The sequence below is a fragment of the Corynebacterium sp. HMSC071F07 genome (assembly GCF_001810285.1).
In the GTDB taxonomy this organism is placed as follows: domain Bacteria; phylum Actinomycetota; class Actinomycetes; order Mycobacteriales; family Mycobacteriaceae; genus Corynebacterium; species Corynebacterium simulans.
Genome location: NZ_KV800714.1, coordinates 76,659 through 84,450, shown reverse-complemented (window position 1 = coordinate 84,450; position 7,792 = coordinate 76,659). Strand labels below are relative to the sequence as shown.

Annotated in this window: 9 protein-coding genes; 5 read left to right on the top strand and 4 right to left on the bottom strand. The window is 61.8% G+C overall.

Going from position 1 to position 7,792, the window contains the following annotated elements:
- Both HMPREF2724_RS08885 and HMPREF2724_RS08880 read left to right on the top strand, forming a co-directional pair.
- Positions 1-443 (top strand): PLP-dependent transferase (locus HMPREF2724_RS08885; RefSeq protein ID WP_210386696.1); only part of this gene is annotated, 443 nt, incomplete at its 5' end.
- Positions 444-456: 13 nt separating this feature from the next.
- Positions 457-1,608 carry a homoserine O-acetyltransferase MetX gene (locus tag HMPREF2724_RS08880; protein WP_061920685.1) on the top strand — a complete coding sequence of 384 codons (1,152 nt, stop codon included), beginning with the start codon at positions 457-459 and terminating at the stop codon, positions 1,606-1,608.
- Here the strand turns inward: HMPREF2724_RS08880 and HMPREF2724_RS08875 are convergent.
- Together HMPREF2724_RS08875 and HMPREF2724_RS08870 are read right to left on the bottom strand one after the other, a co-directional pair.
- Positions 1,605-1,931 carry a DUF3017 domain-containing protein gene (locus tag HMPREF2724_RS08875; protein WP_061920683.1) on the bottom strand — a complete coding sequence of 109 codons (327 nt, stop codon included), beginning with the start codon at positions 1,929-1,931 and terminating at the stop codon, positions 1,605-1,607. The two genes, HMPREF2724_RS08880 and HMPREF2724_RS08875, sit on opposite strands and share 4 nt — an antisense overlap.
- The gene (locus HMPREF2724_RS08870; protein ID WP_061920681.1) at positions 1,932-2,789 is read right to left on the bottom strand and encodes a bifunctional methylenetetrahydrofolate dehydrogenase/methenyltetrahydrofolate cyclohydrolase; all 858 of its coding nucleotides are present in this window, start codon (positions 2,787-2,789) and stop codon (positions 1,932-1,934) included.
- A gap of 24 nt (positions 2,790-2,813) precedes the next feature.
- Here HMPREF2724_RS08870 and HMPREF2724_RS08865 point away from each other — a divergent pair, with 24 nt between their 5' ends.
- The 3 genes from HMPREF2724_RS08865 to feoB all read left to right on the top strand — a co-directional run bounded on the left by HMPREF2724_RS08865 (position 2,814) and on the right by feoB (position 5,578).
- Positions 2,814-3,284 carry a tRNA (cytidine(34)-2'-O)-methyltransferase gene (locus HMPREF2724_RS08865; RefSeq protein WP_061920678.1) on the top strand — a complete coding sequence of 157 codons (471 nt, stop codon included), beginning with the start codon at positions 2,814-2,816 and terminating at the stop codon, positions 3,282-3,284.
- Positions 3,285-3,362: 78 nt separating this feature from the next.
- Entirely contained in the window at positions 3,363-3,629 is a 267-nt protein-coding gene (locus tag HMPREF2724_RS08860; protein WP_061920677.1) for a FeoA family protein, read from the top strand.
- A 2-nt stretch (positions 3,630-3,631) separates the two neighbouring features.
- On the top strand, positions 3,632-5,578 hold the full coding sequence (gene feoB, locus HMPREF2724_RS08855; RefSeq protein WP_061920675.1) for a ferrous iron transport protein B: 1,947 nt from the start codon (positions 3,632-3,634) through the stop codon (positions 5,576-5,578).
- 246 nt (positions 5,579-5,824) lie between these two features.
- Here feoB and HMPREF2724_RS08850 read toward each other — a convergent pair whose 3' ends face one another.
- The gene (locus HMPREF2724_RS08850) at positions 5,825-7,288 is read right to left on the bottom strand and encodes a PH domain-containing protein (protein ID WP_082787632.1); all 1,464 of its coding nucleotides are present in this window, start codon (positions 7,286-7,288) and stop codon (positions 5,825-5,827) included.
- Entirely contained in the window at positions 7,285-7,734 is a 450-nt protein-coding gene (locus HMPREF2724_RS08845; protein ID WP_070432689.1) for a PH domain-containing protein, read from the bottom strand. The genes HMPREF2724_RS08850 and HMPREF2724_RS08845 overlap by 4 nt, the downstream gene beginning before the upstream one ends.
- Between the last annotated feature and the right edge of the window lie 58 nt (positions 7,735-7,792).

Below are 7,792 nucleotides of genomic sequence, written 5' to 3'. Positions count from 1 at the left end.
TGGAAACTTTGGAGCTGCGCGTGCAGCGCCACAACGAAAATGCCCAGGCAGTTGCGGAATTCCTCGAGGCGCATCCGAAGGCGGCCAAGGTCAATTACGCCGGCCTCGACTCGAGCCCGTATAAGACCACCAAGGAAAGGCTCGGCTACCAATACACCGGTTCGGTACTTTCTTTCGAAGTGGCCACCGAGTCAGGCGAACCCGCAGCGGCCACAGAAACCGCCTGGAAGTTCATCGATTCCCTCAAGCTGCATTCCAATCTGGCCAACATCGGTGATACCCGCTCGCTTGTGGTGCATCCGGCTACCACCACCCACTCGCAATCCAACGAGGAGGGGCTGCGAGTAGCTGGCATCACCCAAGCCACGATTCGCCTCTCCGTTGGTATCGAAGCAATCAACGACATCATCGCTGACCTCGAGCGCGGCTTCGCGGCCATCTAATCAAGAAGTCGCCATGACTGTGCCCAACTTGGCTTGTGAAGGTGAGCTCGAAGAAGTCGGCGTCGGCAAGCTGCGTACTGAAGCAGGCGCTGAAATTCCCGAGGTGCGTATCGCGTATCAACGGTGGGGCGAATTCGCCGGTGACCCGCACGGCAAGAATAACGTGCTGCTCATCGAGCATGCGGTGACCGGCGATTCCAACGTGGCCGACTGGTGGGCCGACCTGCTGGGCCCAGGCAAGGCTTTGGATACGCGGAAATGGTGCGTGATCGCCACCAATGCGCTGGGCGGCTGTGCTGGTTCCACTGGGCCCGCCAGCGCGCATCCCGACGACGGCCGTGCCTGGGGTTCGCGCTTCCCCGCGCTATCGATTCGAGATTTGGTGAGAGCGGAAAGGCAATTCCTAGAAGTCCTCGGAATCACCCAGGTCCATGCCATCATCGGTGGCTCCATGGGCGGGGCGCGCACACTGGAGTGGACGCTGCTGTACCCGGAATCCATAACCGCGGCCTGCGTCATTGCGGTATCAGCGCGGGCTTCGGGCTGGCAGATTGGCATTCAATCCGCACAGATTTCTGCCATTGAGCGCGACCCGTTCTGGCACGGCGGGGATTACTACGCAAGCGGCAAAACGCCTCGCGAAGGGCTCGCCGCCGCGCGCCGGATTGCCCACCTCACCTACCGCGGCGAACAGGAAATCGACGAGCGCTTCGGCGTCCAGGCACAACGCGGCGAGGATCCGCTCGGGCCTTACCGCGCGGGGAACCAGCGTTTCGCGGTCAACTCCTACTTGGACTATCAGGGAGAAAAACTCGCCCGCCGCTTCGACGCCGGCTCCTATGTAACGCTGACGGAGGCGCTCAACCGCCACGACGTCGGCCGCGACCGCGGCGGCCTCAACAAAGCGCTAGCAACATCGACTGTTCCCACGATGGTAGTCGGCGTGGACACGGACATCCTCTACCCGTATCACCAGCAGGAACATATCTCGCGCAACATTGGCAACCTGCTGGCCATGGCGAAAATCGTCTCCCCCGTCGGCCACGATGCTTTCTTGGCCGAAGCCCGCCAGATGGACCGAATCTTGCGTAACTTCCTTACGCTCTCGGCACCTGACGGACTGGAGTTGGAAACGGCGTTTAGCGGCAGCGAGTACTACATCTAAGACCCCAACGCATCGACTGAAACCGACAAAAACACCATCACGGCACCAATAACGCCGCTAAAGCACGCATCAAAACGGCGCGATCGGACCGCGAGGATGCCGACGATTTTCGAGTCACAGCTAAGCCGCACCAACGAAAGCCAAAGCAGGCCTGCACCAAGGACTACCGTGGCGCGGCGCCAGTGCTCGGAAATCGCGAAAACCGCAGAAAGCGCAACGGCGGCACAAAATAGCCCCACGGCCGCCCACTGCACGGACGCGGGTAGGCGGGAGGGCCGCAGGTTGGCGTCGTGCGGGTTATCGAGGTTTAGCTCCGGGGCCATCTACTGCTGGCCCGCTAACTTTTCTGCGCGCTCCACGATGTTAGACACCAGGAATGCGCGGGTCAGCGGGCCGACACCGCCCGGGTTCGGCGAGACGAAGCCGGCCTTGTCCCAGACGTCTGGTGCGACGTCGCCAGCCAACTTGCCATCAACGCGGGAAACTCCGACGTCGAGAACCGCGGCGCCTTCCTTGATCATGTCTGCGTTGAGCATATGTGCCTTGCCGGCCGCTGCGATGATGACGTCGGCAGCGCGCGTCTCGGCAGCCAAGTCCTTGGTACCGGTGTGGCAGAGCGTAACGGTGGAATTTTCACTGCGGCGGGTAAGCATCAAGCCGATCGGACGGCCAACAGTCACACCACGGCCGATGACGACGACCTTCGCTCCATCCAGCTCCACGCCAAAGCGACGCAGCAGGTGAATGCAACCATTCGGGGTGCACGGCAGCGGGGCATCCTCGTTCAAAACCAGCTTGCCCAGGTTGACCGGGTGCAGGCCATCGGCGTCTTTTTCCGGATCAATCTTGGCCAGGATCTTGTTTTCATCCAGGTGCTTAGGCAGCGGCAGCTGCACGATGTAGCCGGTGCAGCCGTCGTCTTCGTTTAGCTCGTCGATGACCTTTTCCAGCTCCTCCTGGCTAATATCCGCCGGAAGGTCCTTGCGGATGGAGTTGATTCCCAGCTGTTCGCAGTCGCGGTGTTTCATCTTCACGTAGGAGTGCGAGCCCGGGTCATCGCCCACCAGCACGGTGGCCAGGCCAGGCTGGATGCCCTTTTCCTTGAGGGCCTCGACGCGGGTTTTCAGATCCGCAAAGATCTCGTCACGGTACAACTTGCCATCTAGTTTGGTTGCGCTCATGCGCTCCATCCTAGACTTATGCCCATGAGCCAGCTGCACATCGTCTTTGATAATCCCGTGATCCCCACCAATACCGGCAACGCAATCCGCACCGCCGCCGTCACTGGAGCGTCCCTGCATCTCATCGAACCGCTCGGATTCAACTTCGATGACAAGCACCTAAAGCGCGCCGGCCTGGACTACCACGACCTTGCTGACCTGCACATCCACAAGGACTTCGACGCCTGCATGGATGCACTGCCCGGCGCGCGCGTGTTTGCTTTTAGCACGCATACCGATAAGTGGTTCACGGACGTCGAGTTCCAAGAAGGCGATGTCCTACTCTTTGGCACCGAGCCCACCGGCTTGCCGCCAGAGCATCTTAATCACCCACGTATCACCGAGCAGGTGCGCATCCCGATGGTCCCGGCGCGCCGTTCGATGAACCTGTCTAACGCGGCGTCGACAGCCGTGTATGAGGCTTGGCGCCAGCTGGGGTTTAAGGGCGCTGTCTAGGACAATTGTCACAACGATTAGGTAAACCATCATTCGGTTAGGGTAACTTTATAACCGAATTTGAAAGGATGCCTAGTCATGTTGCCTTTGCACGTACGCTCAGGCGAGTCGACCTCCCACAACTCGGCCTACTCCCTGCCGGTCGGTTCTACTGTTACCCTGCGCCCCGAATGCCTGGATTGCGTGCATAATCCGGCCATGGCCCGCCGCTTGGGCGAGCTGGGCATCCGCCCGGGAGCATGCCTAACCGTCGGCGCGCATGTGGCAGGTGGCGCGCGCATCGTCGCGGTTGGCTCCTGCCGCTACGCCATTGACCGCCAGACGCTGCAATCAATCGGGGTTTAGTGATGAGTGCTGTAACGCCCAGCTGCCATGGAAATCCGGGCGGGGCGCTGGCTCCCGCGGGCGCTGCCATCATCGCCATGGTGGGTGCTCCGAACTCCGGCAAGTCTACGCTTTTTAATGCGCTAACCGGTTCGAAGGTGCAGACCGGCAACTGGCCGGGCACGACCGTGGAGGTCAGCCGCGGCGCATGGAATATTGCGCATTCGTGTTGCCCGGCCGAGGTTGCCGATCTCATTGACTTCCCCGGCAGCTATTCTTTGGATCCGCTCAGCCCGGATGAGGCGCTCACGCGCACCATGCTTTACGACGCCGCCCCTGCCGAGCGCCCCGATCACGTCATCGTCGTGGTCGACGCGACTGCGGTTGCGCGCGGGCTCAACTTGGCGTTTCAGCTCGCAGAGCTTCCCTACCGGCTCAGCATCGCGCTGACCAAGCTGGACGTGGCACAAGACCAGGGCTTACAGGTGGATGCCGATGCGCTCGCGAGGGCCACGGGAATCCCGGTGGTCTGTGTGGATGGCCGCCGGCGGGAAGGATTGGAGCGCCTGCGTGAGACGGTGCAGGTTTCCCTCACTAAGGAGCCACAGGTCCTGCGCGAAGACGCCAGCATCGACGCCCGCTTTGCGGATCTCGACGCCGCCACCAAAGCAGCGGTGCACACGCAGTCCCAGCCGGTCACGCGTTCGCAGCGCCTAGATGCGATAGCGCTGCACCCGGTAGCGGGCCCGTTGCTTTTCCTCGCGGTGATGTGGCTAGTCTTTCAGATAACCACCACGGTGGCCGCTCCTCTGCAAGACGGCTTGGAGGCGCTCGTCTCAGGGCCCATCTCTGACGCAGCACGCCACCTGCTGGAGGCAATCGGCCTTCAGCATCCGCTGGTAGAGGGCTTGCTTGTCGACGGCCTTATTGGCGGCGTCGGCATGGTCCTCACCTTTGCACCCCTGATGGCGCTGATGTTTTTGTGCCTGGCCGTGCTGGAGGATTCTGGCTATATGGCCCGCGCGGCAGTGGTTACGGACCGTTTCATGCGCGCCATCGGCCTGCCAGGCAAGGCATTTTTACCTATAGTTGTAGGCTTTGGCTGCAACGTTCCTGCCATTGCTGCGACCCGCGTGCTGGGTTCGCCGCGGCATCGCATCATGACCTCGCTGCTTATCCCGTTTACCTCCTGCTCTGCCCGGTTGGTGGTCTTCGTGATGCTGGCGGAGACCTTCTTCCCGGGTCATGCCGGCAGCGTCGTTTTTTGTATGTACGTCATCTCCATCGCTCTGCTTATTCTGGTGGGATTGGTGCTGCGCGGCACGTTGTGGCGGGCTGTGCCGCAGGACCCGCTGGTCATCGATCTTCCGACGTACCAACTTCCCACCTTCCGCCTCGCCATGTCGGTGATGTGGACGAGGCTGAAGGGATTTCTGCAGACTGCCGGCGGCATCATCGTCTCCACGGTGGTGGTCATCTGGCTGCTCATGGCGATTCCCGTAGGCGCTGATGGGGTTTCCCTGTCTGACTACAAGTCGCCAGCTCCTGAGGATTCAGCTTATGGCGCTATCTCGCGCAGCATCGCTCCGGCCTTTGCCCCGGCGGGCTTTGATTCTTGGTCGCTCGCGGGCCCGCTAGTGACGGGGTTTGTGGCCAAGGAAGCACTGATTTCCACGTGGTCGCAGACCTACGCAGTAGACGACGTCACCGACGCCGCACCCGAAGAACAGGCATCGAGCCCCTTAAGCGAGAAGGTGCGCGCCGACTTCGCCACAGCCTCCGACGGAAATACGAACGCTGCAGTGTGGGCGTATATGCTCTTCCTGCTCGCCTATACCCCGTGCGTGGCAACGCTGGCTGCCCAGAAACGGGAGATTGGCTGGCGCTGGACACTCTTCGGTTTCGCGGTGCAACTATTTACCGCTTGGGCCTTGGCCGTGGTCGCCTTCCAGCTCTTGAGGCTGCTATGACCTCGCCCATTGCTCAGGTAAAGGACGCGATTTCCTCCGGCACCACCACCCGCGCCGGAATCGCGCACGTAACGGGCCTTAAAATCGGCACGGTCAATCTTGTGATTTCACACCTGCTCTCCACCGGGGAGCTAAACGCCGAAACGCTCAACTCCTGCCCCACCAGCGGATGCGGTTCCTGTACTGCTGCAGCCCACTGCGGCACAGCCTCCGCCAACCCCGGACGAAAGCGCGGTCCAGTCTTGCTTAGTCTGCGCCGGCCTCGCCCGGCGCCGGCATCGTAGCCTCGTGCTCCATCGAAGGCAGTTGGCGTTGCCGCAGGCGGGTGAGAAGCTCGGCGGCGTCGGCAAGCGCAAGCTGCTTTCCCGCCATTCCAACGGGACCCTTAACCAGATCGAAGCGGATGTTTTGCACGCCCAGCAGCTGATTGAGCGGGCCGGCTTGGACCGTCAGTTCCTGGATATGCGGAGTGCCCACGACCATCACCCGACGCGACAGTCTTCCTGAATGCACAACGGCGACGTCCTCGCCCACCAACGTGACCGCCTGCTGGCGCACATCCACCGGCGAGGCCAACCAGGCCTTACGCGGCGACACATAGGTGGGGTGGGTGTGCCCCTCTGGCTGGGCGTAATACTCGATCTGCGCGGCATCAAGATCGGAGACCAGCTCTAGTACGCGCAGCGCCTGCTCCCGCGTGCCCACCGGCAAGATGCGCGTGGAGCCCGACTGCTTGCCGCCGCCCACCGCGCCGTACCCGGCCACGGAAACCTGCACCTCGTACCAGCCAAACATGCGCCACAGCAGCGGCTGGGTAACCCGCACCGCATGAATGCGCGAACGCCGGATCGTCTGGCGGCGGCGGTCAGCCAAGCCGTAGGAGATGTTGAGTACCTCATCGTGGCCGTCGTAGCGGGATTGGAAGCGCCACGAGGTATCGATGAGATTCCAAATATTGGGCACAAAGCCCACCACGATGGGCACCGTGGCGGCGCGGAAATCCGGCAAAGCGAGGAAAATCGCCATGACTACAACCGCAATCAGCGTGGGCAAACGCAGCGCCTCCGCCGCCAGCGTGCGACCAACGGGGATTTCTGGAATCAGCTGCCAGCCCTGCTCTTCCGCCGGAGCTACCTGCCCGACCGCCTCGGAACCGGCATCCTCCGACACCGCCGAACGGCTATGCACGTGGGTCAGAAGCTCCTCGCGCAACGCCATGGCCTCTTGCCTGCGCAGAAAGGAAATCTCAATGACAGAGGCCGTGCCGCCGGCTGTTTCCACGCGCACTGCAGCCAGACCAAATAACCGCGCGATGACGGACTCCACCACGTCGACAGCCTGAATGCGGTCATAGCGTGCGGAGCGAAAAGACGTGGAAATCACGCCGTGGCGCAGCGCCACCTCATCGGGGCCGAGCTTATAGCCCAGCTTGCGCCACCAGATGGCGGAGACATACCAAATGCCCAGGCAGACCACGACGAAGCCGCCGAGCCCCGCGAGCGTTCCAAGGCCAATGTCACTCCAGTGCCCGCCGCGCAGGTAGGCCGCGATGTCGGAGAGCATCTCCAAGTTGAAGTTGAGCACGCAAATGGCCAGAAACGCGAAGATAACCGACCAAAAGCGCAGCAGCGGCGTCAGCCGGTGCACACGGCGATAGCCTTCCCTATCAACTGGGGCGCGGTCCTTGCCCAGCCGGTGCCGTCCGTTCACAGTCCGCTCATCCTCTCGCGCGCCTTCACGGCGAGGCGCTCGCGCAATGCATCGGCGTCAGCGGCTAAAAGGCCTGCAATTTTCGCATCTGAGCTTGTCGACGCCGTGTGAATCTTCACCCTTTTCAGCCCCAAGGACCGCTCGATGGGGCCGGCGGAGACGTCCACGAACTGGATGCGGCCGAACGGAACAATGGTCAGGCGGTACCACAGCTTGCCGCGGGTAATCACCAGCTCATCGTCAGTCTCCTTCCACCCCATATTCGCCACCTGCGCGGGGATAAGCCAGAGCAAGTAAACGAACCACACTCCCCAGGCTCCGGCGAACCAGTACCAAAATGAGCTGGCGAAGTATCCCGCAACCGCGAAAGCGATAGCAAAGCCTGCCGACCAGCTCAGGTGGTGAATATAGCGAGCTGTGGTCAGCTTCCGGGAGACCGGATGCATGTCTGGAGGAAGGGCGGAGCGCATGCCGCCTATGCTAACAAAGCCTCAGATTTCTTTA